The sequence below is a fragment of the Deinococcus aquatilis DSM 23025 genome (genome assembly GCF_000378445.1).
Lineage (GTDB): Bacteria > Deinococcota > Deinococci > Deinococcales > Deinococcaceae > Deinococcus > Deinococcus aquatilis.
In genome coordinates this window covers 43,611-68,889 of sequence record NZ_KB899704.1, presented here as the reverse complement: position 1 = coordinate 68,889, position 25,279 = coordinate 43,611, and the positions used below count along the sequence as shown (strand labels likewise).

At 61.8% G+C, this 25,279-nt stretch carries 27 protein-coding genes and 1 pseudogene; 21 read left to right on the top strand and 7 right to left on the bottom strand.

Translation table 11 applies throughout. The annotated features are described in order from the left end of the window. Positions 1-9: 9 nt before the first annotated feature. The 8 genes from F561_RS0107670 (at position 10) to F561_RS0107635 (ending at position 6,923) form a co-directional block, all read left to right on the top strand. Positions 10-426, top strand: coding sequence for a hypothetical protein (locus tag F561_RS0107670; RefSeq protein ID WP_019009369.1), 417 nt, complete (start codon positions 10-12; stop codon positions 424-426). 353 nt (positions 427-779) lie between these two features. Continuing rightward, on the top strand, positions 780-1,388 hold the full coding sequence (locus F561_RS0107665; protein ID WP_019009368.1) for a DUF305 domain-containing protein: 609 nt from the start codon (positions 780-782) through the stop codon (positions 1,386-1,388). 182 nt (positions 1,389-1,570) lie between these two features. Beyond that, positions 1,571-3,358 carry an N-acetylmuramoyl-L-alanine amidase family protein gene (locus F561_RS0107660; protein WP_019009367.1) on the top strand — a complete coding sequence of 596 codons (1,788 nt, stop codon included), beginning with the start codon at positions 1,571-1,573 and terminating at the stop codon, positions 3,356-3,358. Positions 3,359-3,572: 214 nt separating this feature from the next. Next, entirely contained in the window at positions 3,573-3,893 is a 321-nt protein-coding gene (locus tag F561_RS0107655) for an ArsR/SmtB family transcription factor (protein ID WP_040380115.1), read from the top strand. Positions 3,894-3,902: 9 nt separating this feature from the next. Then, positions 3,903-4,364 (top strand): arsenate reductase ArsC, encoded by a 462-nt coding sequence (locus tag F561_RS0107650; RefSeq protein ID WP_026298691.1) that lies wholly within the window; start codon positions 3,903-3,905, stop codon positions 4,362-4,364. Positions 4,365-4,366: 2 nt separating this feature from the next. After that, positions 4,367-5,674, top strand: coding sequence for an arsenic transporter (locus F561_RS0107645; protein WP_019009364.1), 1,308 nt, complete (start codon positions 4,367-4,369; stop codon positions 5,672-5,674). A 92-nt stretch (positions 5,675-5,766) separates the two neighbouring features. Further along, positions 5,767-6,207: an arsenate reductase ArsC gene (locus tag F561_RS0107640; protein ID WP_019009363.1), complete on the top strand. Its 441-nt coding sequence runs from the start codon at positions 5,767-5,769 to the stop codon at positions 6,205-6,207. Beyond that, complete coding sequence (locus F561_RS0107635; RefSeq protein ID WP_019009362.1) at positions 6,204-6,923, top strand: metallophosphoesterase family protein; 720 nt, start codon at positions 6,204-6,206, stop codon at positions 6,921-6,923. Before F561_RS0107640 ends, F561_RS0107635 begins: the two co-directional genes overlap by 4 nt. A 112-nt stretch (positions 6,924-7,035) precedes the next feature. Here F561_RS0107635 and F561_RS0107630 read toward each other — a convergent pair whose 3' ends face one another. Continuing rightward, complete coding sequence (locus tag F561_RS0107630) at positions 7,036-7,515, bottom strand: arsinothricin resistance N-acetyltransferase ArsN1 family A (protein WP_019009361.1); 480 nt, start codon at positions 7,513-7,515, stop codon at positions 7,036-7,038. Between the two features lie 92 nt (positions 7,516-7,607). On the opposite strand from F561_RS0107630, the gene F561_RS0107625 reads away from it, so the two are divergent. The 6 genes from F561_RS0107625 to F561_RS0107595 all read left to right on the top strand — a co-directional run bounded on the left by F561_RS0107625 (position 7,608) and on the right by F561_RS0107595 (position 11,881). Further along, positions 7,608-8,060 carry a MarR family winged helix-turn-helix transcriptional regulator gene (locus F561_RS0107625; protein WP_019009360.1) on the top strand — a complete coding sequence of 151 codons (453 nt, stop codon included), beginning with the start codon at positions 7,608-7,610 and terminating at the stop codon, positions 8,058-8,060. Beyond that, positions 8,045-8,503 carry an arsenic resistance N-acetyltransferase ArsN2 gene (gene arsN2, locus F561_RS0107620; protein WP_019009359.1) on the top strand — a complete coding sequence of 153 codons (459 nt, stop codon included), beginning with the start codon at positions 8,045-8,047 and terminating at the stop codon, positions 8,501-8,503. Before F561_RS0107625 ends, arsN2 begins: the two co-directional genes overlap by 16 nt. Beyond that, the gene (locus F561_RS0107615) at positions 8,500-9,576 is read left to right on the top strand and encodes a flavin-containing monooxygenase (protein WP_019009358.1); all 1,077 of its coding nucleotides are present in this window, start codon (positions 8,500-8,502) and stop codon (positions 9,574-9,576) included. The genes arsN2 and F561_RS0107615 overlap by 4 nt, the downstream gene beginning before the upstream one ends. A gap of 31 nt (positions 9,577-9,607) precedes the next feature. Then, positions 9,608-9,934: an ArsR/SmtB family transcription factor gene (locus F561_RS0107610; RefSeq protein WP_019009357.1), complete on the top strand. Its 327-nt coding sequence runs from the start codon at positions 9,608-9,610 to the stop codon at positions 9,932-9,934. 211 nt (positions 9,935-10,145) lie between these two features. Then, positions 10,146-10,694 carry a DUF6428 family protein gene (locus F561_RS25080; RefSeq protein ID WP_019009355.1) on the top strand — a complete coding sequence of 183 codons (549 nt, stop codon included), beginning with the start codon at positions 10,146-10,148 and terminating at the stop codon, positions 10,692-10,694. Continuing rightward, a complete protein-coding gene (locus F561_RS0107595) occupies positions 10,694-11,881 on the top strand; it encodes an MFS transporter (RefSeq protein WP_019009354.1) in 1,188 nt (395 codons plus the stop codon). The genes F561_RS25080 and F561_RS0107595 overlap by 1 nt, the downstream gene beginning before the upstream one ends. A gap of 158 nt (positions 11,882-12,039) precedes the next feature. Here F561_RS0107595 and F561_RS27825 read toward each other — a convergent pair whose 3' ends face one another. Together F561_RS27825 and F561_RS0107590 are read right to left on the bottom strand one after the other, a co-directional pair. Next, on the bottom strand, positions 12,040-12,495 hold the full coding sequence (locus F561_RS27825) for a putative iron-sulfur cluster-binding metallochaperone (RefSeq protein ID WP_083922373.1): 456 nt from the start codon (positions 12,493-12,495) through the stop codon (positions 12,040-12,042). 105 nt (positions 12,496-12,600) lie between these two features. Continuing rightward, positions 12,601-12,930, bottom strand: coding sequence for a YnfA family protein (locus F561_RS0107590; protein ID WP_245556466.1), 330 nt, complete (start codon positions 12,928-12,930; stop codon positions 12,601-12,603). A 161-nt stretch (positions 12,931-13,091) separates the two neighbouring features. Between F561_RS0107590 and F561_RS0107585 the strand changes: the two genes are divergently transcribed. The 3 genes from F561_RS0107585 to F561_RS0107575 are packed head-to-tail and all read left to right on the top strand — an operon-like array spanning position 13,092 to position 14,137. Then, entirely contained in the window at positions 13,092-13,439 is a 348-nt protein-coding gene (locus F561_RS0107585; protein WP_019009352.1) for a hypothetical protein, read from the top strand. Then, on the top strand, positions 13,432-13,887 hold the full coding sequence (locus F561_RS25075; RefSeq protein WP_019009351.1) for a MerR family transcriptional regulator: 456 nt from the start codon (positions 13,432-13,434) through the stop codon (positions 13,885-13,887). The genes F561_RS0107585 and F561_RS25075 overlap by 8 nt, the downstream gene beginning before the upstream one ends. Beyond that, positions 13,853-14,137, top strand: coding sequence for a hypothetical protein (locus F561_RS0107575; RefSeq protein WP_157451650.1), 285 nt, complete (start codon positions 13,853-13,855; stop codon positions 14,135-14,137). Before F561_RS25075 ends, F561_RS0107575 begins: the two co-directional genes overlap by 35 nt. 244 nt (positions 14,138-14,381) lie before the next feature. Here F561_RS0107575 and F561_RS0107570 read toward each other — a convergent pair whose 3' ends face one another. Both F561_RS0107570 and F561_RS0107565 read right to left on the bottom strand, forming a co-directional pair. After that, positions 14,382-15,569 (bottom strand): ZIP family metal transporter, encoded by a 1,188-nt coding sequence (locus F561_RS0107570; RefSeq protein WP_019009349.1) that lies wholly within the window; start codon positions 15,567-15,569, stop codon positions 14,382-14,384. Further along, positions 15,566-16,720, bottom strand: coding sequence for a multicopper oxidase domain-containing protein (locus F561_RS0107565; protein WP_019009348.1), 1,155 nt, complete (start codon positions 16,718-16,720; stop codon positions 15,566-15,568). The genes F561_RS0107570 and F561_RS0107565 overlap by 4 nt, the downstream gene beginning before the upstream one ends. A 374-nt stretch (positions 16,721-17,094) precedes the next feature. Between F561_RS0107565 and F561_RS0107560 the strand changes: the two genes are divergently transcribed. From F561_RS0107560 to F561_RS0107545, 4 genes are all read left to right on the top strand, one after another. Beyond that, entirely contained in the window at positions 17,095-17,769 is a 675-nt protein-coding gene (locus F561_RS0107560; protein ID WP_019009347.1) for a metal-dependent transcriptional regulator, read from the top strand. After that, entirely contained in the window at positions 17,766-19,055 is a 1,290-nt protein-coding gene (locus F561_RS0107555) for an Nramp family divalent metal transporter (RefSeq protein WP_019009346.1), read from the top strand. The genes F561_RS0107560 and F561_RS0107555 overlap by 4 nt, the downstream gene beginning before the upstream one ends. 634 nt (positions 19,056-19,689) lie before the next feature. After that, a complete protein-coding gene (locus tag F561_RS28740) occupies positions 19,690-19,971 on the top strand; it encodes a hypothetical protein (RefSeq protein ID WP_157451649.1) in 282 nt (93 codons plus the stop codon). A 63-nt stretch (positions 19,972-20,034) separates the two neighbouring features. Beyond that, entirely contained in the window at positions 20,035-23,625 is a 3,591-nt protein-coding gene (locus F561_RS0107545; RefSeq protein WP_019009344.1) for an NPCBM/NEW2 domain-containing protein, read from the top strand. A 353-nt stretch (positions 23,626-23,978) separates the two neighbouring features. On the opposite strand, the gene F561_RS0107540 is transcribed toward F561_RS0107545, so the two are convergent. Both F561_RS0107540 and F561_RS27815 read right to left on the bottom strand, forming a co-directional pair. Continuing rightward, a complete protein-coding gene (locus tag F561_RS0107540; protein ID WP_019009343.1) occupies positions 23,979-24,707 on the bottom strand; it encodes a YibE/F family protein in 729 nt (242 codons plus the stop codon). A gap of 183 nt (positions 24,708-24,890) precedes the next feature. Continuing rightward, positions 24,891-25,172, bottom strand: a pseudogene (locus tag F561_RS27815) (transposase domain-containing protein); the annotation flags it as partial. Positions 25,173-25,279 lie beyond the last annotated feature (107 nt).

The following is a 25,279-nucleotide window of genomic DNA, read 5'->3' as shown; positions in this document are numbered from 1 at the left end:
GAGACTCCCATGACCAAACTCACTGTCGGTCCCTGGCTCGCTGCCCAGAAACTGCCCAGCAAAGCCCTTGCCCGTGACCGTGCCGCCTTCCTGGAGCGGACTCAGCAGCGCCAGATTCCGCAGGAGGTGGCCGGGTTGCCCCTGATCGGCCTCGGTGGAAGTTGCGGCAAGCCCTGCTTCGCTTTGCCCTATACCCTGACCTGGACGGACACGAACACACTGGCCTTAGAAGAGATTGCCCACGACTTTGACTGTTTCGTGGAATACGGGGTCTATCCCCATCTCAAGCTCTTGGACGGCGAACAGGAAGTGGCCGCCGTGCAGGACTGGACGACCTTTGCCATGGTGTACCTGCGGCCCGGCTACGAGCGAGCAGAGGAATTGCTGATCACTCTGCGGGACCGGCTGGCTCCAGAAGTTTCCTAACAACCAGAGGTCATCTGCGGCCCCTTCCCCTCTGGGTGGGGGCCGCGTCATTGTCCTCCAGCCTTACCCTGGTTGTTCTTTTCGATCCAGCAGCTCTGCCGAGTAGGAAGCGTGCAGCAGAGGTCGTCTGTTTCTTGGAAGACCCGGCGTACGGGTGCCACCGATCAGAGGAGCTGTTCACCTGAAGTTCGGAGTATGACGTCCACACGCGCCTCTTAGGAAGGGAATGTCTCGGTCTCGTTTTCCTCTTTTGGACGCTGCCATCGTTCGCGGGGCTACAGGGCACCGTTCAGGAACACTTGAGGAGTGGCAGGCTTTACACGGAGTTAACAGGGTCCCCCTAGAGTTCCGGCATGAAAAGCATTCCTGTTGTGATTGTCACCGCGGCCTTGGGTATCAGCGCGTACGCCTTCGGCCAGAACACGCTGGGTGGGATGAACCACAGCCAGATGGGTAGCACACCAGCGAAAACCTCAGCCCCGATGGCAGGCATGGCCATGGGTGGACTGGAGAAACTGAGTGGGAAGGCCTTCGACCGGGCTTTTCTGAGCATGATGGTGCCGCACCACCAGGCCGCGGTCGATATGGCCCGGGCCGTGTTGCCGGGGAGCAGAGACACCACTGTCACAGCGTGGGCCACGGCAATCATCAAAGATCAGAACCGCGAGATCAACGAGATGAACGCCCTGCTCAAGACCTACGGCGGCCAGGACGCGGCGATGGCGGCCAGCATGATGAAAGGCATGGCTGGCATGGCGGATATGGTGAAGAAAGCCAAGAATCCAGATGTGGCCTTCGTCGAGGGCATGATCCCCCACCACGCTTCAGCGATTGAGATGGCCACCATAGCCCTGCAGAAGACCTCCAATTCGAAAATCTTGCCCCTGGCCCGCAACATCGTGACCGCCCAGGCCAAGGAAATGTATGACTTCCGCGTCTGGTTGATGAAGCGCGGAATGTAAACCCAAGTGAGAAGCAGCCAGCGTCTGGGAGGGATGCTGGCTGCTTTTTGGTTTACTCTGGAAAACGTCAATGAAGGTGTGTTCTTCCGAATAAGGCATCAGGCAGATGGGAAGAATGAGCTTTGTAAGAGCGTCTTTGCTTTCATTGTCGTACCGTGGGTGAATATGTGAAAAGTTCCTACATGCTCCTCTCATTTCTGCTCATCTGTGGAAATGGAGGGGCACAAGGTGTAACCCGTACGGATCCCTTTCTGCGGCAGATGCCGACCCAAACCTCGCCGACCTTGCGCGCGCTGCCTGCGGTGCCCAGAACTGCGCCGTCCACCCCGAGCAGCGTGAACTTGGCTGCAACGCCGCAAAATGCGACCTTTGGCAATCCCCGTAGCAGCAGCAGTGGAGACCAGACCCGGATCGTGTTCGACCTGAGTCCTGGCGTGACGTACACGCTGGTCCCGTCTGCAGCAGGGCTCACGCTGGGCATTCAAGGCGCCCGGGTCGTACCGATGCTGACTGCATCGCTGGGTTCCAGCGTCAGTGGGTACCGGGCGGGCAGTGGGCAGGTCACGGTCAACACTCCATTCCCCTTGTCCTCCACTGCAGGTTGGCAGGCCAGTGAAGCCACGCTCGCTTCGGGCAACCGGGTGCTGATCCTTGATGTTGGGTCAGCGGTGACGGGGGGCGCCAGTGAGTCCCTGCGGGCCCTCACGCGGCCGCCCAGCACAGCTTCTGTCGCTGCTCCGGCCCCTCTAAGTGCCGCTCCCACTCCAGTGCAGCCAACCTCTACGGCGCTGGCTAGAAGTGGGAGTCTCAATCAGTTGCCTCCGGGCGATCTGGTCAAGTCAAGCGTGGAGGCCCCACTGGCACCGGCTTCGTCAAGCCTGGACTCGGCCCGCCCAAGTGCGCTGACCGGCCGGGTGTCCGGTCAGCCGCTGGGGGTCCCACTCAGTGCGCCGCGCTTTAGCACAGCTCCGGGCTTCACCCGCGTGGTGCTGGACTTGCCGCCAGGAACAAGCTACCGGATTGAGCCGCATGCCCTGGGGGTGCGAATCCATCTCTCCAATATCCGTGTTCGTCCTCAGAACGCTCAAGACCTGAGTCCTGAGCTCCGCAGTTGGCGGTTGGAGCCGACCCCTACGGGGAGTCAGCTGGATCTGGTCACCGGCCTGCCGACGACCCCGGGCAGTGGGTGGCGAGCTCAGGTGCTGGCTCCCATGCCAGGCAACCTGCAGGCACAGTTGGCGATTGATCTCTCACCAGCCCTGGCCAACCTGACTCCATTGCCCGCTGCTGAACGCCGACTGGCGGCCGTGCCTCCCAGTCGGGCCACGAGCGGTGCCGCGCTTCTGGCGTTGAGCGCTGCCGTGATCCGGCCCCGGGTGGTGCTCGATCCCGGTCATGGCGGACAAGATCCTGGCGCAGTGGCCAGTGTGATGGAGAAAGAAGTGACCTTGGCCGTGGCCCTGCGTGTCCGTGATCTGTTGAGGCCAGCGGGAGTGGACGTGGTCTTGACCCGGAGCACCGATCAGGCGCTGGACCCCGTGAAAAGTAAGGACTTGGAAGCGCGGGCGCAACTGGCTGGATCCGGAACCCAGTTGTTTGTCAGTATTCATGTGAATGCACTCGAACCTCAGAAGGCGCTGCGCGGGTACGGCATCGAAACGTGGTGGAATCCCAACCATCCGTTGTCTGACAACCTGGCCAGCCTGCTGCAACGCCGATTGATCGAAACCACTGGGAGCTTCTCGCGCGGTCTGAAATCCAATCAACCCCTGGCAGTCTTAAAAAACAACCGAGTGCCTGCAGCGCTGGTCGAAATTGGGTACACGAGTCATCCGGTAGATGGGTTGAACCTGCAGAATAACAATTATCTGGACCGTGTGGCTTTGGGGATTGCACAGGGCATTCGGAACGCCCTGACTTCAGGCACAGGCGCTGAGAATGCTTTGCAAAACGCTGGAAACTCACGTTGAGGGCAGATTTTCCAACTGCCCAGAAACCAAAAAGGGCTTCTTAAAGCCTTGTTGGTCAAGGGTCTCCAGAAGGATCAAGCAAGAGATGATTGAGGGACCTCGTTGAATTTCTGTTTGGCGTTGTGGGTGGATGCCATCTGAACGCCCTGAGATAGAGTTTTACTCGCTGCCCGCGGCAGAGCTTTCCAGTGGGTTGAATCAATAGAATAGCTGGATGACGATGCTCGCGCTCCCCACGGTTTTGGACCAACTCAAAGCCCTGGCTCAAGACACCCGCTATGAATTGGTGCGGCACTTGGCTCAGGGCGAACGCTGCGTCTGTGATCTAGAAGAACTGCTGGATCTGCCCCAATCCAAAGTGTCCTATCATCTGGGCATTCTCAAGGATGCTGGCCTGATCACCTCGGAGCAGCGTGGGAAAAACATGTACTACACGTTGAAACGTGAGCCGATGTTCCTGCTGGGCGGTCAACTCCTGACGAGCCTGTTTCCAGATCAACCCCTCGCAATAGATCAAGTAAAGTCGATGTGTTAGCTTGGACGCATGATCCGAGTCTTGATCCTCTGCACCCACAACTCTGCCCGCTCCCAGATGGCTGAGGCCCTGACCCGCCACGCGGCCCAACGGCTTGGGGTGAAATTGGAGGTTCATTCGGCGGGGACCGAAGCGACCCGTGTCAAAGACGACGCCACAACCGTAATGGCTGAACTGGGCCTGGACCTGTCCACCCATAGCAGCAAAACGCTCTGGGACGTGCCTGACGCGCAGAATTTCGATTACGTGGTCACGGTCTGTGACAGTGCGGCCGAAGCCTGCCCTGTTTATCCTGGCAAGACCACCCGCCGCCATTACCCCTTCGTGGATCCGTCCGGCGGCAGCCTGGACCGGTGGCGGGCGGTGCGCGATCAACTCCAGGTCCAGTTTGATGCGTTCGTGCAGGCTCTGGCGCAGGGCTCTGAAGTCCCCGCGACCTACAGCGACAGTCCCGCCGTCGACGTGGCCTGAGCATGTGGCCAGCCCTCCTGATTTTTCTGGCGACCCTGACGCTGGTCATCTGGCAACCGAAATTCAAGTGGCAACCGGGTGGTCTGGGCATCGGTTGGAGTGCGGCCCTAGGGGCCGCTTTGGCCCTGCTGACCGGCGTCGTGACCCTCGCGGACGTGCCGGTGGTGTGGAACATCGTCTGGAACGCAACTGCCACCTTCGTGGCCCTGATCATCATCAGCCTGATCCTGGATGAAGCTGGGTTCTTCCAGTGGGCGGCGCTGCATGTCGCCCGCTGGGGCGGGGGGAACGGTCCGAAACTGTTCGCGCTGGTGGTGCTGTTGGGTGCTGCCGTCTCTGCGTTATTCGCCAACGACGGCACCGCGCTGATCCTGACCCCCATTGTGCTGGCTATGCTTACAGCGCTGGGGTTCCGGCCCGCCACCACCCTGGCGTTCATCCTGGCGACCGGCTTCATTGCGGACAGTGCCAGTCTTCCACTCGTGATCAGCAACCTGGTCAACATCGTCAGCGCTGACTTTTTTAAACTGGATTTTGGGGCGTATGCCTCCGTGATGCTTCCTGTGGATCTGGCCGCCATCCTGGCCAGTCTGGGCATGCTGTACCTGCTGTTCCGCCGTGACCTGCCGCGCGTGTATGACGCGGCCCGACTGGAGGCTCCTGCCCTCGCCATCCGGGACCAGCAGGTGTTCCAGACCGGGTGGGCGGTGCTGGCCCTGCTCCTGATCGGCTACTTCGCTGCGGAGCCGTTGGGCGTCCCAGTCAGTGCGGTGGCGGTGCTGGGCGCCGCCCTGCTGTATGTCGTGGCAGCGCGGGGCCACGTGATCTCCACCCGCACCGTCCTCCGGGGCGCACCCTGGCAGATCGTGGTGTTCTCTCTGGGCATGTACTTGGTCGTGTACGGGCTGCGGAACGCGGGCCTGACCGACCTGCTGGCGGGCCTGCTCGACCGTCTGGCCCAGGGTGGCCTGTGGGCCGCCACACTCGGCACGGGCTTCGTGATGGCCGTCATTTCCAGCCTGATGAACAACATGCCCAGCGTTCTGATCGGCGCGATTGCCATTGATGACAGTGCCGCGACCGGCCTGATCAAGCAGGGCATGATCTACGCGAACGTGGTGGGCAACGACCTGGGTCCCAAGATCACCCCCATCGGCTCTCTGGCCACCCTGCTGTGGCTGCACGTCCTGTCACAAAAAGGCATCCGGATCGGTTGGAGACAGTACTTCAAAGTTGGGATCGTGCTGACGATTCCTGTGCTGTTCGTCACGCTGGTCGCCCTGGCGCTCCGTCTTTCTCTCGGGCGCTAAGGCAAAACGCGGGTGGTCGCCCACCTTTCCACCGGTCCACTGGAACAGGACCCTCATTCAGCGCAGGAAGTGAAGCGCGTAGGAGAACCACCATGACTGATCTCACTGCATCGACCCGTCGGCTCCGCGTCTTGTTCCTCTGCACCGGCAATACTGCCCGCTCTCAGATGGCTCAGGCCCTCCTCGAACACCGGGCTGGGGCCCGCTTTGAAGTGATGTCCGCAGGCCTGGAACCGGGTCAGGTCCACCCACTGACGGTCACCGCTCTGGAGGAACTGGGCTTGCCCACAGGCCACTTGGAGGCCAAGGGGGTCAAACCCCTGATCGCCGAGCATTTCCATTACGTCATCACCGTCTGCGACCGGGCGGAAGCCCGTTGCCCGATTTTCCCGAATGCCCGTTACCGCCTGAGTTGGCCCTTTGAAGACCCCGCTGCAGCCGTTGGGAGTGACGAGGAGCGGCTGGCGGTCTTCCGGCGGGTGCGGGAGGAGATCGACGCCAAGATTCTGGACTGGCTCAAGGGGACCGTATGAAGATCGCTGTCTTCGGAGACGTGCATGGCAACCGCTTTGCCCTAGAAGCCGTTGTACAGGACATCGAGCGGCAGGCCCCCGATGCGTGGGTCAACCTGGGGGATCAGGTCTTCGGTGGAGCCGATCCAGCGGGCGCGTGGCAGCTTCAGCAGGCCCTGAAAGCCCAGCACGGCGTCTTGGAAGTGCGCGGCAACACCGATGAACGGCTGGGGGAGCCGCTGACCGAGACCACCGAGAAGCGGGCCATGCTGGCGTGGTTGCATGGGGTTCTGCCGGGAGGAACAGGAGCCACCGTCGCCGGATTGCCGACCTCCGTGACCCTGGCGGACGGCGAGGTCGTGGCGGCCCACGGGACGCCGGACAGTGCCTGGACGTATCTGCTGCTGGACGGGAAAGCGTGGGCCAGTGACGCGCTGGTGCTGGAACGTCTGGGCGACCTGGGGGCCGCCAGAGTCGTAGTGGTGGGTCACTCGCATCAGGAACACCTGCGGCAGATGGGCCCGTTGACGGTGGTCAATGTCGGTGCGGTGAGCCGCCAGAAAGATGGTTCCCCTCTGGCCCGCTGGGTACTGCTCGAAGGCGAAGGTGATTGCTGGAGCGTGAGCTTCCGCCGGGTGGCGTATGACGTGGACGCGGCCGCAGCCTGGGCGGAACAGTATGCCTATCAGGGGGACAAGGAAGCGGCCCAGCTCCGGACCGGCAAAGTAGGTCACTAGAGTACGCTTCACTGTTGAGATCGGCGGTGCAGGTGGGCGATTGGCTGCGAACCTGCACCGTAAACTGACACGACGCATCCGCCACCTGGCTTTTAAAGGCTCAGGCCCATTGTCACAGCAGCTTCTCGACGATCACCACGTCTTTCCAGACGCCGTCCAACTGGCCATGGCGTTCGTACGTGCCCACTTCCCGGAAGCCCAGGGAAGCCAGGAGCTTCCGGCTGGCCGTGTTCTCGGGAAAGACTCTGGAGAGCAGTTTCCAGAACCCGGCGTCCTGAGCCGCCGGGATCAGAGCGGTCATGGCCGACCGACCCGCTCCCAGGCCCCGCGCGTCCTGGGCCACATACACGCTGAATTCCGCAATCCCGGCGTAACAGTCCCGGGGACGGTACCCACTCGTGCTGGCAAACGCGATGACCCCTCCGCTTCGCTCTGCCACCACGGTGGGGTGAACGCCATCAAACCAAGCCTGAATGTGCTGCTCGGTTCGGGGCTGGGTTTCAAACGTGCTGGTGCGATCTTCAATGCCTTGGTTGTAGATGAGTGCGATGGCTGGAGCGTCGGTAGGGGTGGCCAGGCGGGTGGTGAACATGCGGTGTCTCCTGATCGTTGATGTTGACAACGAGTTGTCCCTAGGTGTACGGTTTTTTCAGACCGTTGTCAAGGTCAACGAAAGGAGCATGGATGACCCGAAATTCTGGCGATCTGTTGCGCCGCATCACCCGCCTCCACACGGCTCTCCAGCAACGCACGGCCACTTGCTGCGGGATCCAGAGCCTCACCCGCTGCCAGATGCTCACCACGCTCGGTCGGGAAAGTCCCCTGACCCTCGCGGATCTCTCCCGCAGGCTGGGTGCCGATAAAGGCTGGCTCAGCCGCAACGTGGATGAACTGGTGCAAGACGGCCTGGTGAGCAAGCAGCCCCGCGCCACGGATCGGCGCGCGATTGAACTCACGCTCACCGCTCAGGGACAGGAGCAGGTCGCCGCCCTCAATGCGGAACTGGCGGCTCAATCAGTGCGCCTCCTCGGTCACGTTCCACAGGAGGAACAGGCGGGCGTGCTGCGGGCTCTTGAACTGCTGGCCGCCGCTTTGGAAGCGGAATCCCAAAAGAGCCAAGCATGCGTTGCGACGTGACCTTCCGGCAAGCCACAGCAGAGGATCTGACGGTGATCGAGACGTTCCTGAGGACGGCGGCGCTGCCCTTGGAAGGGGTGGAGGCCCACTTGTCCGGCTTTGTGTTGGCTCTCCGTGGCCAGGAGGTGGTGGGGGTCGCTGGAACCGAGCGGTATGGAGCGCATGGCCTGCTCCGCTCGGTGACTGTCCGCGTTGATCAGCGGGGCCAAGGCACTGGACAGGCCCTGACCAGCGAACTGATCCGGCGGGCGCGTGACGCTGGACTCTCGAGCCTGTTTCTGCTGACGACCACGGCGGAGCGCTTCTTCCCGATGTTTGGCTTCGTTCCCATCACACGCGAGGATTTGCCCCCAGGTCTGTTGGCCTCACGGGAACTTCAGGGGGTCTGTCCAGCGTCAGCGGTGGTCATGCACCTTGCACTCCAAGCTGGGGTACTCCGATGAGCCTGCGGTACGACGCTCTGGTTCTTGGTGCTGGTCAGGCCGGTCTGGCCACGGCTTACCACCTGCAGCAGCGCGGCCTGCATTTTCAAGTGCTGGAGGCTAGTCACCGGCCGGTCGGCTCCTGGCCCCTGCACTACAAGAGCCTGAAACTGTTCTCCCCAGCCCGGCACGCGGCGCTACCGGGCTTGCCGTTTCCTGGAGATCCAGAGCGCTACCCCAGCCGGGATGAGGTGGTCGCCTATCTGAACGCGTATGCGGCGCATTTCCAGTTCCCCGTGGTCACAGCCGCGGAAGCGACTCAGGTCTTGCCGGACGATGAGGGATTCCGGGTAATGACGGCAGACGGGCAAACCTTCTTCTCCCGAACGGTCATCGCTGCCACCGGAACATATCGCCGCCCCTTCATTCCCGCTGTGCCGAGTCAGGAGCTGTTCAGGGGCACCATCCTGCACTCCCTGGCCTATCAGGAACCGTCACCCTTCAGCGGGCAACGCGTCCTGGTGGTGGGGGCGGGCAACTCGGCGGTGCAGATCGCAGCGGAACTGGCCCAGGTGGCCCGGGTGAGTCTGGCGGCCCGTACCCCGGTGCAGTTCACGCCGCAACGGATTCTGGGCCGGGACATCCACGACTGGATCACCTGGCTGAGGGTAGATCAGCTGACCCTGGGGCACATCCGGCGCTTGCCGTCCCCGCGCAATGTGTTTGACCACGGCGTGTACCGTGCAGCCTTCCGTCAAGGGCGGCTGGATCAGCGGGCGATGTTCCTGCAGTTCACCGTGCAGGGAGTGGTGTGGCCCAGCGGTCAGGAGGAAGCGGTGGACACTGTGGTGTTCGCCACCGGATACCGGGCGAACCTGGACTTCCTGCGGGGCACCGGAGCGCTGGACCGTCGGGGAGAACCCATCCAGCGTCTGGGGGTGAGTCGTACGGTACCGGGCCTGTATTTTGTCGGTCTGAGTGGGCAGCGGGCGTTGGCGTCAGCGACCTTGCGGGGGGCGGGGCAGGACGCTGCGCTGGTGGTTGGGCAGATGACCAAGAGGAGCAACGCCAGAGAACAACAATTCTCCCATTGACAATCTTCTATGCGTTGTCTAAGATACATCCATGAACTTCGATGAGACAGCAGCCGTCTTCAAGGCGCTGGGAGACGCGCACCGCCTCAAAGCGCTGCACTTCCTGGCGACCGCCGATGCCGAGTGCTGCTCCACGGGACAGGGGGTCTGTACCTGCGACGTTCAGGAGATGCTGGGCCTGAGTCAGCCCACCACCAGCCACCACATGAAGATCCTGGTGGACGCGGGTCTGGTCGGGGCGGAGAAACGTGGCAAGTGGACCTACTACACCCTGAGCGCCAGAGGCATGCTCATCGCCCGCACCGCCCTGGATCAGCTGCTGGCCGCGGTGCCGCCGTTTCAGAAGGAGGCCGTATGAATTGGATTGCTCTCGAACGTCTGGCTCTGGAACATCAGCGTGAACTGCGGCAGGACGCTGAGCAGCAGCGTCAGGCTGAGTTGGTGGTTCGCGTTCATCAACCCGCCTCTTGGCCGTGGACTCGCCTCACTCACCCAGCCCCCACCCCTCCCTGCGTCACCTGCTGACTGCTCGCCTCAACCCACCCCTCTTTCTCGACTAGGAGCTCCCTATGACCCAGACCATTCCCGGCCTCAGCGACCAGACCACGACCGTGACCCTCCTCAGCGAACTGCGTGCTCCGCCTCAGCGGCCACTTGAGTTTCACTTACATGGAGAGACGCTTGTTCCGGCGGGCTACCACGTCACCGAGGTCAAAGCCGTCACGATTGAAGCGATGGACTGCGGAGGCAAAGCCAACACTTGGCGCGAAACGGTCATTCAACTGATGGACGGCAGTGCGGAAGACGCCGCCGGTGGCTTCATGACCAACCGTAAATTCCTGGCGATCTACGACCGGGTCGTGCAAAAGATTCCGGTGCGGGATGAGGCGGAAGTTCGCTTTGAATACGGCAACAGCGTGACGCCAGCCATGCAGTATCACGTCAGCCACGTTGAAGCTCAGGCTGAGCGCGTCATCGTCCACCTGCGGACGCCGGGTGTGCAGTGCAAGGCTGGAGACGCCTGTGGCCTGCCCAGCGAAGCCAGCACCGAAGCAGGCTGCGCTCCCGAAAGTGGCTGCTGCTCGCCCGCCCCCGTCCAGTTGATGACCTTGGGCTGATGTCCCCCTCTGCCCGCCGCCAGCGCCTGATGATTTGGGTGCTGGCTCTTTTGGCCACCGTCGCGTATGGCGCTTTGTACTACGCCCAGCCGCTCTTGGCGGTCGCGGCGGAGCAGGCCTATGGTTGGAGCCGCACCCAGACCAGTTTGGCCTTCACTCTGGCGTTGCTGGCCACGGCTTTTCTCGCACCCCGAATCGGGCGAGTCCTCGACCGGGGGCAGGGTCGAACTTGGCTGGCCCTGGGAGCCGTGCTCGGCGCTGTGGCCTTCGGGCTCTTGGCTTGGACGGACAACTACGTCCTCTTCGTGGCTGCTTGGCTGCTGGTAGGCGTGGCCATGAGTCTGACCTTCTACGAAGCCGTCTTTACGGTGTTGGGGCAACAGGTGAACGCATCGGCCCGCCGTTCGGCCACCCTGACCGTTACCCTGATCGCGGGGCTGGCCAGCACGGTGTTTGTTCCGCTCACCACCGCGTTGTTGGGAGACGGCGGACTTCAGACGGCGCTGTGGAGTTTGGCTGGGCTATTGGTGGGCGTGGGGATGCTGGTGTGGTGGGTGGTTCCTGGCAGCGCACCTGTTGAGGCTCACTCTGCCCCTGTCCCCTTCACCCCAGATGCTGCCTTCTCCCGGTTGGTCTGGGCCTTTACCCTGTCGCGGATCGTGACGGTCGGGGTCGGGTTACAACTGGCTCCATTGCTGTTGGCCTCGGGACATGCTCCCGGCACCGCGGCCGCGCTCACAGGATTGATGGGGTTGGCGGCGCTTCCAGGACGGGTGATCTTTGCCCCTCTCCTTCAGTGTCTGGGGGTGCAACGCCTGACGGGGACACTGTTGGGCCTTTTGGGAATCGGTGCAGCGCTCCTGCACTTCAGCGCCTCGTTGACGCTGACAGCTCTCGGGATCGTCCTGTTTGGGCTGGCCAATGGAGCCTTGACTCTGGCCCGCAGTGAATTGTTGGTGGCCTGGTATCCCCCAGCCCAGTTCGGCACGGTCAATGGTCGCTTGGCCCGGCCTGTCAATCTGGCGCAGGCGTTGACGCCGTTCGGCATGGGGTTGTTGTTCGCCGGAACAGGCGGTTACGGCTGGTCACTGACCCTGATGGCAGGGCTGGCGGCGCTGTCGGTGTGGAGTCTGGGCGCAAGGCGGTTGAGCTGGCCTGTGGTGAAAGCCAGTGACCGTCTCGGTTAGAGCAGCGGGCTCCACTTTCCGCTTCTTTTGTACCTCTCGGTCTCTTTCAGAAAGGAAAATAACGGTGTCTTCTCGTTGAAAGGGAACGTTTCTGCCTGACTCAACCTACTGTCAGCGCCTTTCCGCAGTTGTCTTCAAGAAACAAGACGAGTGGCTCGTCAACACGTGGTCGTGGGATGGTCGGGGGCCGATGTTGGTATAGCGTCGATTGTCTGTATAACGTTTCCCAAACAGCAGGAGCCCTGCGGATTATTCACTTCACAGCCACACCGATTGGCCCGAATATGCCCACGGATCACCTCGGGAATGTGCTTGGCATCTTTATGGGTACCTTCGCCAGCTAAATCACGGCGGGAATACGCGAAACAGTAGCAAACAGGCACGTTGCTGTTTGAGTCTTTCTGGAAGACCGGCACTTTGAGGTCCCCTTCACGGTAGCTGTGTGACGCGCTGTAATACACCACTGGGCACACTGGATCCGAACAAAAGTAATAGGTGTCCAGTGGCGCGAGCCTCGTCAGGGCCTGCGGCGTCAGCAGCGCCTTGAGGGTGATCAGCTTGACGACTTTCCCCGGCCTTCCGTTGAGCGGACAGGTGAGCTGCAGGGCATTCATGCTTCACGGTAGCCCGAAGTGGAAGCGATGGTGGTGGGTTGGCCAGAATTTAGCCCTTCGAAAGACTCAGCCTGGGAGACCAGAGTCAGAGTGAAGTGTGATTTTTTAGCCTCGCGGCCAGTAGGCAATGATCAGTGCGCCGATCAGCGCCAGTCCAGCCCCCCAGAGACTCGGGGTGTCAGGTGTCTTTCCTTCCACGGCGCGGCCCCACACCAACGAGAGCACGATAAACAACCCGCCGTAGGCTGCGTAGGTTCGGGCAAAGTCGAACGATGGAGGCTGCAACGTGGGCAGTATCCCGTACAGCACCAGCACCAGACCGCCGACCAGACCGACCCACCAAGGGCGGCCTTCGCGCAGCCACAGCCACACCAGATATCCACCCCCAATCTCTGCGAGACCGGCGAGGACAAAAAGCGCAACAGAGGCCAGCACCACGTAAAGATACCGTTGCGCTGAGGCCTTCGGTTCTGCATCTGTCCAACCTGGGTGGCATGCAGCGTTGTCCCATGGACGTCACCCCCTCTTGCAAACTGGACTTAGGTACGGGTTTACCGTGAGGGTACCGCTGATCCAGCGGTTCTCCGGAGGCCCCTATGACCGCCACCCACGCCCGTCCTCTCGCCTGTGACCTGACCGTCCTGACGCCCGAAGAACGTGGACGACACGCGCAGCTGTGGAGCCACCTTCGGACTCTGGCCCCCCTACCGACCCCAACGTCACATGGCCTCACCTTTTCATTTGAGTCCAGCACGCCCCTGGCACAGGACTTGGCGGAACTGGCCGCTTTAGAGCTGCGCTGCTGCCCGTTTCTCCAGATCAGTATCCGTTTTGAGCCTGCGGGTGGCCCGCTCTCGTTTGAACTGGGAGGTGATGAGCAGGTGCACGCGTTCCTCGAGGCAGGATTCAAGACAAGTGAGCTCCCAAAGCGTGAGAATGGATGACGTGAGCAGCATTCGCATTGGAGAACTGGCCCAGCAGGCAGGCGTGAATGTCGAAACCATCCGGTATTACGAACGTCGGGGTCTCCTGGAGCGTCCTGCACGAAGTACCGGGGGACACCGGGCGTTTGATATGGACGCCGTGAAACTCATCCGCGCCATCAAGGCCGCGCAGAGTCTAGGGTTCTCGCTTGCTGAGATCGAGGAGCTGACGGAACTCACGGTGCGGCGCGGCAATTCCAAAGACGTGCAGAAACGGGCCACTGCGAAGATCAGTGAAATCGATCGCAAGATCGCCCTGTTTCTGGAGATGCGTGCTGCCCTTGAACGGGTGATCGAAGCCGAGTGCGACTCATTCCTGGCCTGCTCCGGCGGAGAGGCTTGCCCGCTGCATGACCAGGGGAAAGGAGATGAACATGAAACAAAGCGGAACTGCTCAACACCAGCTTAAGACGGCTCTTGGGATGATGGCAGCGCTGGTGGTCGGGTGCACCGCCTGCCTGATCCCGATGGTGCTGGCAGGCGGCGCAGTGGGCAGCGTCGCTGGACTGCTGGGAGGCTGGCTGGGGTGGATCGCCGAGGGCGGAGTTCTGCTGGCCGGGATGAGTGTGCTGGTGTATCTGCGGTTGAAGCCCAGGCCAGCTCAAAGCGCGTCTGGCCAGACGGATCAGTCGTGCGCTGATGCCGAGTGCGGTTGCTGAGAAGCGCCCCATTCATCCCACCGGTAAAGGGATGAATGGGGCAAGCACCCCACAGGCGGGAGCGCTCGGGTGCTTGTCCAGTTCACTCAGGGCAACGCTGGGGGCAAAGCTTCAGTGATCAGGAGTGCCCAACCTGCGCCCTGACGACTGTGTTCAAGCGGACGGGTTTCAGACCGTCCCGAAGAGGGCGTGGTGGGTCTGGCCAAGGACGCGTGCGCGAAGCTCCAACTGGGAAAGCCCGCGTTCAAAACTTGACCAGGAAGGCCGTGAAGTACATCAGGGCCACGCCCACGGTGAAGCCGCCCAAATTTGACCAGCCTGCCACAGGCAGTCCCAACTTGCTGGTATTGCGGATCACCAGGCGTCCCACTTCCCAGATCACCTGCACAATGGCCCCCAGACCAATGGCCAGAAAGACGGTCGCCAACACCGGATTGAAGGCAAAGCCCCCAATCCAGGTGCCCAGGATGGCTGGGCCGCCTGCCAGGAGGGCGAGCAGAGCAAATTGACCGAGGCCGGGGCTGCGCTTGACCAGTGGAGCCACGATGCCCACGCCTTCGGTGATGTTGTGCAGCGTGAAGCCCAGGATCAGGAACGTGCCCAACGCGCCCTGTCCCAGGGCGAAGGCCGCGCCGATGGCCAGACCTTCCCCGAGGTTGTGCAGCCCGATTCCGGTGGCAATCCGGTACGACAGGCCCAGCGGTTGCTCCTCCGTTTTGCGCTTGCCGCCGATGGCCAGCAACACGCCCACGGAGAGCAGAGCGATCAGGGCCACCGCAGGCGTGCCTTGCCAGAACGCAGGGAGTGCCGCGGCAAATTCCTGGGCGTCCAACCAGGTGCCGATGGCGAGGTAAACGAGCAGGCCCACGGTCAGCGAGAGAATAAAGTTCATGGCCCCGCCACTCAGGCGGCGCATCCAGGGAAACCACAGCATTCCGAGCAGTACTGGCACCACGCCGACATACAGGCCCACCAGGCCGAAGCGGGCAAACAGGTTGCCGTCAAGCTGCGGCGTCAGGGTGGCCACCGGGATCTCCGCCTCAAACACACTGCCGAGATCGCTGAGCAGGGCCACTTTGTGTGCCTCGCCCTCCACCCACGGGTAGGGAATGGTCAGGGTGGTAGACCCAAGGCGCGGAATACTCCCCGGGGGATCGGCGGTAAAGGCCCAGAAGGCGTCATCCACCATCACCTGCGGAATGGTCATGGTCTGCGGACCGTCGTTGACGACCTGCACCTGGATTACGCCGCGTTCAGGCAAGGTAATACGGCCGATCTTGACTTGCTCAACGGGCGGACCCGTCAAGGCCTGGAGGCCCCCACCAGTGGCCACCAGATACGCTAAGACAGCTCCCAGCAGCAAGATCGGCAAGATGGCCAGTCCCCACAGGCTGCTGGCACTGGCCGCTTTGGCCGGAATATCGGTGCTCATGCGCCCTGCCCCTTGATGGTGCTGCCCTGCGTGGCGCGGCGGTCCCACGCGGCGTCCAGCCCGACCTCCTGCAGAGCGGCAGCGTAGTCGGCCCCTTCCACCACGTTGAAGACGCCCATCCAGCCCAACTCGGTGAATTCACTGATGTGCGGGTGAAACATGAACTGCCCCGTGAACTTGTACCGGAATTCCAGAATGCCGCGCTGGCCCTGTCCCTGCGTAACGGTATCGACGATGCGGCTGGTGGGATCCAGAGTGGTGCCGGTGTCGTAATAGTTGAAGAAATTGGCGTGCAGGTGAAAGCCGTTGATCAGGTCGAACTCGATGATGTTGATCAGGTAGATGCGGATCAGTTCACCCTTTTTCACGGGAATAGGTCGCCGCGCGAACTCAAAGCCCACGGTGTTGACCGCGTAGATCTCGTTGGCCCCGTCAAAGTTGGTGTCGAAGGCGTTTTGCAGCATCATGAATTCGCGGGCGGGGGGCCGACCTTCCTTGGGGTCAACAATAAACGCGCCGTACATGCCCTTGTGAATATGGCGTTTGAGGCTGGTCGCGTGGCAGTGATAGAGGTGGCAGCCAAACGGCTCGGCGTCGAACTCGTAGAGGAAACTGCCTCCCGGCAGAATCTCTCCTGGGCCTGCGCCGGGCACGCCGTCCATCTCGGCCGGATGGACGCCGTGAAAGTGAATGGTGTGGGGGTGCGAGGTGTGGTTGAAGAAGCGGATCCGCAGCCGGTCTCCTTCGGTGCAGCGCAGGGTTGGCCCCGGCACCCGGCCGTTGTAGGTCCAGGCGGGGAAAAACACGCCGGGCGCGATCTCAATGTCTTTTTCCTGTGCGGTAATGGTGTACTCGCGCAGGGTTTGGCCGTCCGGCAGTTGACTGACTTTTCCCGTATCCCAGTCGGTCAGCAGTTGCATGGGATCAAAGCCGTTGCGGGCGTGATCCACGGTGCCGACCATGAGGTTGCCGCCGTGGCCACCGTGGCCTTTGGGGGGGGCGGCTGGGGTCACCCCCATCTGACTGTGGTCCATTCCTGCGGGCTGGGGCGCTTGACCCAGCGCCTGTGCACCCACCAGGGCCGCCGCACTGCCTGCTCCTACCCGCAGGAGGTCGCGGCGAGAAAGCAGCGACTGAAACCAGTGACTCATACAACGCTCCGAAAATAGAAGTGGAAGGAGTACATATCTTATATTAGGCATTCCTAAAAAAAAGTCAACTGGTTTTGCTGTTCGTCAAGAGGGGGAGGAAAAAGCGGAAAGGTGGGGGCATCACTGCGCTCCTTAACATGCTGAACACGTAAAGTTCATGGCTGCCCGTCTTTTTCTCCAAGCCTTCCACTGATGTTTTCCTCCAGTGGAGAGATAATCTCAAGACGAAGGAAGTTGAAATGGATGGGTTCAACAGGGGTCAAGGGGAACGGGCAGAGGCCTAAGTGGTACGTATATCTCCAGATGACTGTACTGAATCCTTACCTTTTCTCGGTATATGTAGTTTAGGGATTAGTTTCGGCTAAACTTCGTGTATGACAGACCGGCCCTACTCACCAGCCATTGAGGACTACCTCAAACAGTTGTACCTGCTCGGAGGGGACGGTAGCGTCAGTACCCAGGCAGTGGCGGACGCGCTGAACGTCAATCCTGCCAGCGTAACTGGCATGCTGCGCCGCCTCACTGACCACGGTTTGGTGGAACATGTGGCCTATAAAGGCGCGACGCTGACCCCCGCGGGCCAAACCGTAGCCCTGGAAATCCTGCGCCATCACCGCCTGCTTGAGCTTTACCTGCACCGGGCGCTGGGGTATCCCCTGGATGAAGTTCACGCTGAAGCCGAACGCCTAGAACACGTCATCAGCGAAACATTGGAAGCACGCATGGCGGCCTGGTTGGGTGAGCCGAGTTTCGATCCGCATGGAGATCCCATTCCGGCGCTGGACGGCTCTGTGCCGGTGAGGCCTGAAGTCTGTTTGACCGATTTGCCCACGGGGACAATGGCGCAGATCGTGCGGGTGCCGGGGGAAACCGAGCTTCTCAAAGCCCTGATGACCCGGGGCCTAACCCCTGGAGTCACTGTCCGGCTGGTGTCGCGAGAGGACGCCCTTGGCACGGTCACCCTAGAGGCATTGGACAGCGCACAGCAGTTGACTTTGGCCTTGTCCGTCGCCCAACACCTGTTGGTGGACGCGCCGGTGTCTGCGTGAGCAGCGCCCCGACTCCAACCAGTCTCGATGAGCGGCTCAACGCCGAGGCAGTCTCTATCTTGGCCAACACGTCCAAGCGGCGCGGCCTCGCTCGGCTGACTCCTTTTTTGGGGCCTGCGTTTATCGCCTCTGTCGCGTACATGGATCCCGGGAATTTCGCCACCAACATTCAGGGCGGCGCGCAATTCGGGTACCTGCTGCTGTGGGTCATCCTGGGGGCCAGCCTGATGGCCATGCTGATTCAGAACCTCAGTGCCAACCTGGGCATCGCGACGGGCAAGAATTTGCCAGAGATGATCCGGGAGCGGTGGCCCCGGCTGGCCTGGCCTTACTGGATCCAGGCGGAACTGGTGGCGATGGCCACCGATCTAGCCGAATTCCTGGGGGCCTCGCTGGCCTTTCAGCTGCTGTTCGGCATCCCGCTGTTCTGGGGCGCCGTCCTCACGGCCATCGTCACCTTCAGCCTGCTGACGCTTCAGAAACGCGGGTTTCGTCCCATTGAAATTGCCATTACGGGGTTTGTCTTCGTGATCGCCGTGGCTTACCTCGTCCAGATCGTGCTGAGCCGTCCCAGCCTGAGTGCGCTGGGCGGGTTCATTCCCCGGTTTGAAGGGACGGATAGCCTGTACCTGGCGGTCGGCATTATCGGCGCGACCGTGATGCCGCACGTGATCTACCTGCATTCCGCCCTGACCCAGAACCGCATTCCAGCGACCACTCCAGCCGAGAAACGGCAGGTGGCCCGGATGTCCCGCACCGACATTTTTATGGCCATGGGCCTGGCGGCCCTGATCAACCTGAGCATGTTGGCGGCCGCAGCTGCGGCGTTTTACACGACGGGGAACTCGGACGTGGCTGACCTGACCGTAGCCTACCGGACCTTGACGCCGCTGCTCGGCGGGGGGGCGGCTATCGCGTTCGCGCTGGCGCTACTCGCTTCGGGGCTCTCCAGCAGCACGGTGGGCACCATGGCAGGCCAGGTGGTGATGCAGGGCTTCGTGCGCTTCAGCATTCCGGTGTGGTTGCGGCGCACTATCACCATGGTCCCGGCCTTCGCCGTGATTTTGTTGGGTCTCAATCCCACCAGTACGCTGATCTTGTCGCAGGTCATCCTCAGCTTCGGCATTCCGTTTGCGCTGGTCCCCTTGTTGGTGTTTACGGGACGCCGTGAAGTCATGGGGGAGCTGACCAGCACCCGCACGGTGCAGGTCCTGGGGTGGCTGATCGCCGCACTGATCATTGGCCTGAACGCCTACTTGCTTGTTCAGACCTTTGTAGGGGCTTGAAGTTGGCGTCAACACCAATGTCAGAAGAGCCAGAGCGTCACCGGACACTGGGCAGACAAGCATGACGCCGCCGCTGTCCTGCTGATAGTGGAGCTGCTCTCTTGTGCTTGGACGGTCAAGTGTGAACAGAAAGACCTTGGCCAATTGAGCCGAAGGAAAGTTAAGAGCGCTATACAGCGAAACAAGTTCGCATAATTTCACGTACCAGCAGCTCATACATCTCGGGATGTCTACCTCCCGGATGCGGATGGCCCGCTTGATCCTCTTTCGTTTCAGAAAGCGGAACCACTCCCCGCCGATGAACTCCCGGTCGGCAACCAAGCCCTTCCAGCGGGACGCTGGAAGGGCCTTCAACAGTCGTGAAACGAGTTGAAGGCCCTTCGCGGTGTCGCTGCTCCCATCGTGATCCAGGGCAATCCAGACCAAGGGCATCGTGTAGGACGACACCGAGCACGAGAAGATCGAGCGGTGATGCCCCTTTTTCCCACGTGGTGTGGTCCAAGCTGAGCAGCAGCTTCCCTGGGGGCAGCAGGGCCAGTCAAAACGCGAGGAACAGCGATTCAGTGAGTTGTGGGTCCTGGCAGCCACATTCCACCCAGCGTTTCTTCGCTGCTGCAGAGCTGGCTGCGTGGAGATGGATGCAAAGAGTGCTCTGGTTCACACTCTGGGTGGTGACCATCGCGAGTATGACGTCCACGACACGTTGCAGCGTGTCGTACCGGAGGAAAGCAACACAGGCTTTGAGGTGATGGGTGAGTTGGGTACGCTGGAGATCGCCGGGTTTTGGAGTCGCCAACATCCCCAAACACCGCCGTTTGTCGTACCGCTTCGCAACCATTCACACGTTCACGACTCCCTCATCCAGCACAACCTCAACCTGAAGTTATCCGGTACAGAGCAAGAGACGTTTAATTAACGTCCTCACATAGATAGTAGCCCGACATCTCCATCGTAGAGAGAATGTTTCGGAGGAAACTGAATGAGGCAACAACGTTCGTCAACACTTCACCTCACGTCGCGCCGGTTCGCTCCACGGCGGGCGCTTCAGGCTGGCCTGCTCTGGATCATCGGTGCCAGCCTGGTGGCCTGTTCCTCCCAGTCTTCCGGCAATGGTGAGACTGGCCCGGACGCGGCCTATCCCTACGCCAGTGGCGTGGACTACTCCTGGTCCGATGTGTCCGATTCTTCGGATCCCTACCCGGGCGGCTTCGGCTCTCCGTGGCGGGGCGTCGGCGTGTCCGCGCTGGATACCCCCACCGACACCCAGCTGAGCGACATGACCTGGACCTCGGCCACCAGCGGCTACGGGCCCATCGAGATCAACAAGAGCAACAACACCCGCACGGGCGGCGACGGCCAAACGCTGACCATCGGCGGCACCACCTTCGCCAAAGGTCTGGGCGTGCACGCCCTCTCGGATGTGCGGTACGCCTTGGGCGGCGCCTGCACGGTCTTCACCGCTCAGGTGGGGGTCGACGACGAAGTCGGCAGCTCAGGCAGCGTGGCCTTCCAGGTCTGGAACGGGGTCTCCACCAAGCTCTACGATTCCGGCACGGTGCGCGGCACGGATGCCGCCAAAGCGGTCAGCGTCAATGTGACCGGCGTGCAGAGCCTGCGCCTGGTCGTCACCGATGGCGGCGACGGCGTGCAGTTTGACCATGCCGACTGGGCCGACGCCAAAGTGACGTGCAGCACGCCTCAACCGTCTGGTGAAAAGCTGATCAGTGAGCTGACGCCGCTCTCGGCCACCAATGGCTACGGACCTTACGAAGTCAACACCAGCAACGGCGAACGTCCCGCCGCCGACGGCCGCCCCCTGACCATCGGCGGGACGGTCTACTCCAAGGGCGTCGGCGTTCATGCGGTGTCCCAGTTGGTCTATGCGCTGGGCGGCACCTGCTCGGCCTTCAGCGCCGAAGTGGGCGTCGACGATGAAGTCGGCGACAAAGGCACCCTCGTCTTTCAGGTGCTGGCCGATGGCGCGCTGCTCTTCGACAGCGGCCTGATGACCGGCAAAGACCCCGCCCGCTCCGTCAATGTGAACGTGGCAGGCAAGCAGCAGCTGACCCTGCGCGTCAATGATGGCGGCGACAGCGTGCAGTTTGACCACGGCGACTGGGCCAGCGCCAAGATCGTGTGCTCGACGGTGCAACCTGCCGTGAGCAGCGTCACCGTCAGCCCGGCGCCCGTCAGCCTGAATGTCAACGGCACGCAGCAGCTCACCGCCGAAGTCAGCGGACAGGGCAGCTACAGCCCCGGCGTGACCTGGTCCAGCAGCAACACGGCCGTCGTGGCTGTCAGCCAGTCCGGCCTGATCACGGGTGTGGGCACCGGCACCGCCACGGTGAAGGCCACCTCCACCTTCGATCCCAGCAAGTCCGGCAGCGCTCAGGTCACCGTCAACGCCGCCTCGACGCTCCCGGCGGGCGGCATTCTGATCAACTTCCAACCTGCAGCCTCGACCAAGCCCGCGGGCTACACCGCCGATACCGGCGCGGCGTACACCAGCACCCGCGGTTTCGGCTGGATCACGCAGGCCAGTGCGGGCACTGGGGCGCCGGTCCCTCTGGACATCACGCCCAATTCCCGTGACCGTGCCCTGGTCGGGGTCGATGCCCGTCTGAACACCCTGATGCACCTGCAGTTCCCCGACAGCGTGTCCAGCACGACGGCGGTGCGCACACCGGCCGCCTGGGAATATGCGCTGCCCAACGGGGTCTACAACGTGACCGTCAGTGTGGGCGACGCCAGCAACAGCTTCGACAGTGCCCACCAGATCAACATTGAGGGCCAGCTGGCGATTGCCCGCTTTGTCCCCGTCGCCAACCGCAAATTCATGTCCAGCACCCTGCTGGCCAACATTACGGATGGACGCCTGACCATCGATGCCAAAGGTGGCACCAACACCAAGCTGAATTACGTGACCATCCAGCCTGGCGACCGGCCCAGCGTGCGCGGGTACTCACCGCAAGATCACCAGACCATGGTCGATCCGACCGTATCGGTCACTGCTGACGTGAACTTGCCCAACAATGCCATCGACCTGAACACCCTCACCTCTGCGGCCGTCCACCTCATTGATCCGGGCACCAGTCAAATCATTCCCGCGACCGTCAACACGTCAGGCGGCGGCGACGCCGTGGTGATCAAGCCCACTTCGCCGCTGCAGGCCAACTACCGCTACCTCTTCGAGATCACCTCCGACCTCAAGGACATCAATGGCGCAGCGTTCTTGCCCCTACGTTCCACCTTCGTGACCGGGGCAACGTCCACCGACACCAGCGGCGTGGCGTTCGAGCAAATCGCGCTGCCTAATGCGCCCGTCATGCCCTACACCACGGTTGAAATGGGGCCGGACGGCAAGCTCTACGCCGCCACCCTGACCGGTGAAATCCTGCGCTTCGGCGTCGAGCCTGACGGCACGGTCACTGCGCCGCAGACCATCACCTCCGTGCAGACGGCCAACGGTGGTCCCCGCACCATCATCGGCCTGAAGTTTGATCCCGCGTCCACCGCCGACAACCTCATCGCCTGGATCAGCAACAACCACTTCTGGGACGGCAGCACCAACTCGCCGGACTGGAGCGGCAAGATCACCCGTCTGAGCGGTCCGAATCTGGAAAATGTGCAGGACTACGTGGTGGGCCTGCCGCGCTCGATCCGCGATCACCAGACCAACAGCGTCTCGTTCCGGCCCGGCGACCCGAATGCGCTGTACGTGCTTCAGGGCAGCAACGCGGCCATGGGTGCCCCCGACAACGCCTGGGGCAACCGTCCCGAACGCCTGCTGACTGGCGCGCTCTTGCGCGTGGATCTGAACCGGATTCCCTCGCCGCCGATCAGCGTCAAAACGTCTGAAGGCGGGCTGTACGATCCATACGCCCCCGGCGCTCCTGTCACCATCTATGCCAGCGGGATCCGCAACGCGTACGACATGGTGTGGCACACCAACGGCCAGCTGTACGTGCCCACCAACGGTTCGGCCGCGGGCGGTAACACCCCCGGCACCCCGGCGACCTTGCCCGCGGCCTGTAACAACCGCGCGGATGGTCCTTACACCAGCCCCGCCGTGCCCGCCCTGACCAGCGTCACGGGACAAAACGATTTCCTGTTCCGGGTGTTGCCCGGCGGCTACTACGGCCACCCCAACCCCCTGCGCTGCGAGTGGGTGCTGAACGGCGGCAACCCCACCTCAGGTGCCGACAAGGCCGAAGTGGCCTCCTACCCCGTGGGCACCCTGCCTGACCGCAACTGGCGCGGCTTCGCGTACGACTTTGGCGAGCACGCTTCGGCCAACGGCGTGATTGAGGAGTACACCAACGCCCCCACCTCGGCTCTGCGCAACAAGCTGTTGGTGGTGCGGTACAGCGCGGGCAAAGACATCGTGGTGCTGACGCCCGGTGGCCCCAATCTGGACATCATCACAGCCCAGACCTACGTGACGGGCCTGAACAACTTCACGCCCAATCCCCTTGATCTCACCGAAAACCGGTCGACCGGACATCTGTATGTCGCCCAGTTGGATGAGCAGACGGGTGCAGGCAAGCTGACCTTGGTCCGCGTCAAGTAACCCTCTCGTCCTTCAGCCCTTCACCTTTGTGAAGCCCAGAATGCCTGTATGGCCGCCTGAAATCAGGCGGCCATTTCACTTGTGTGCGACCTCAGGTGACGCCTCCCTGATCTGCTCGCGGTGCAGGCACACGAGGGAGGCAATTCAGTCTCGGTTCCGTTGGTGTGACTCCACGCGGTGGAGCGGTAAGGCAGAGCTGTCTTACAGGGTGCTGCTGTCACCCAAAGAAGCTCAGGCGCTCGGAGTGAGGTTCAGCTGGTAGGTGCTGGAACATGAGGCCTTTGGCGTTCGTCAAGACTGGAGCCAGGAGTTGCTGTTGACCCAGGCTTTTTCTGTCCACCGGCAGTACTCCGTCAGTTCAGCTCACGGCTCCCTTGACTGCTTTTTTGCTTGTGAGTCTGCTCCCGGGCGCTGACCCACCAGGCAGCCAAGGCCGTGCTGAGGGGCACCGCCAGCAGCATGGTGATGAGGGCAATCAATAGGCCTGCCAGTTCCGAAAACATGCCTTCTCCATTGAGAGTGACCCACATGGGTGTGGTTTGGTTGGCCCGCAGCAAAAGGAGCAGTGGGAGAGCGCTGGCCGCGTAGCCGAGCACCAGAACAGTCATCATGCTGCCCACATGGTCGCCGCCGACCTGCATGCCCAGGGCATACAGGCGGCGGAAGGGCAAACCGGGTTGGCTCTCTGCCACCGTCTCCACCACGGACGCTTGCGTGACCGTAATGTCATTCATGGCGCCCAACGCCGACAGAACCACGCTCACAATGTATAAACTCAGGGCATTGAGGCCGTATGAATTCTGAGCCACTGTCGCTGCAGTGTCCGACTGGCCACTCAAGTGCGTCACATGCGCAACCCAGAGCGTGATGAAGTACCCGGCAATGGTCGCGCTGGACAGGGCGGTCAGAGACGCATGGCTTTTCCAGTTCCAACCATGCAGGAGATATACGCACACGGCCAGCACGAGCATGAGGGCGGGGATCGTGAGGAGCGGGCTGCTGTGACCGGAGAGCAGAGTCGGCAGAATAAACATCCACAGCGCCACCAGGGTCAGGCCGCTGCCTAGTGGGTCACTTGTCACGGGCGTAGGATATGAGGATGGCCCCTGTCCAGAAAAACCCGCTGCGTCTACACCTCGAGATTCGTGTGTAGTTGCTTGATGCATTTAGGGGCTAGAGAAGAAATGTTGAGCGGCGTAGCAGGAGAGTGGTACAGACCGTGATGGAATCATCTCTGCTGAGCTGTCCGAGGAGAAGGACAGTTGGGCTCGCCACAACCAGAATTTCTTGCTACTGATCTCGATGCATACCTCATCCAGAAACCACTGGGAACAGGGGCGGGGTTCCCAGTGGCGCAACTCTTCGGTCAAGAGCGGGGCGAACTTGATATTCCACTGACGCAGGGTCTCGTGACTGACTTGGATGCCGCGCTGCTAGAGCAATTCCTGAACATCACGTTGGCTCAGAGAAAAGCGGTGATACAGCCAAAGAGCGTATTGGATGATGCTCAGCGGGAAATAGTGGCGGTCGGGCTTGCGATCAGTCACGGACGCTCAGCCTATCTCGCTTAACTTGCCAGAACCGTCCAGGGATAGGTCTGGCTGCCGGCGTAGGGGTCTCCGGTCCAGGATCGAGGGTCACTCCATGGATGGCT